The organism is Photobacterium sp. WH77 (genome assembly GCF_022014395.1).
GTDB classification, from domain to species: Bacteria; Pseudomonadota; Gammaproteobacteria; order Enterobacterales; family Vibrionaceae; genus Photobacterium; species Photobacterium arenosum.
This window is the reverse complement of record NZ_JAKLTE010000064.1, coordinates 1-560: the sequence shown is the minus strand read 5'-3', so window position 1 is coordinate 560 and position 560 is coordinate 1. Positions and strand designations below refer to the sequence as shown.

Below are 560 nucleotides of genomic sequence, written 5' to 3'. Positions count from 1 at the left end.
GTTTGCGGGCCTTCCACAACAGGTGCCGGCAAGGCCGATGCCCGGTAAGTCATATCGGCCGGGAATGCGATCACTTTGTTGTGATAGGTGGTGGGTTCATCACCGGCTTCTTCTGCGTGAGCCTGCGGATCGCTCCCTTCGTGCTTCACTTCCAGCAGTATGAAATCACGGTTCAGAGACTGGCGCGGATGGCGTTCCATCAGGAAGCTGTAACCTGGGATCAACCGCATGACACAGGTTGTCGCTTTCAGCTCAGTGCCGGACACCTTATGGGCTGACAAGCGGTAATCAGACTGTAACTTACCCTGAGGTTGCTGGCCGTAACGTCCCGGATAACGGTACACGGCCAGATCGGTATAGACCTCGGCTTCATCCGATTCCGGCACGTCCGCCATCAGACGGGTTTTAGGCGTTAGGTAGTTATAGTCGTTTTGTGAAACCGCACCGGTATGAACACGGGTGGCAAAATCGGCGTCAAAGATATGTTCGCGATCCGGCACCCCGCCCGAGTCGGCATGATACAGGATGGGCGTTTGCTCGGCGCCGGGGATCAAGGTGGC

General features: G+C 56.8%; 1 protein-coding gene. It reads right to left on the bottom strand.

Features of this window, described 5'->3' with window-relative positions:
• Positions 1 to 560: contractile injection system protein, VgrG/Pvc8 family (locus tag L6J37_RS21265; RefSeq protein WP_269093673.1), on the bottom strand; the 560-nt coding region annotated here is incomplete at both ends.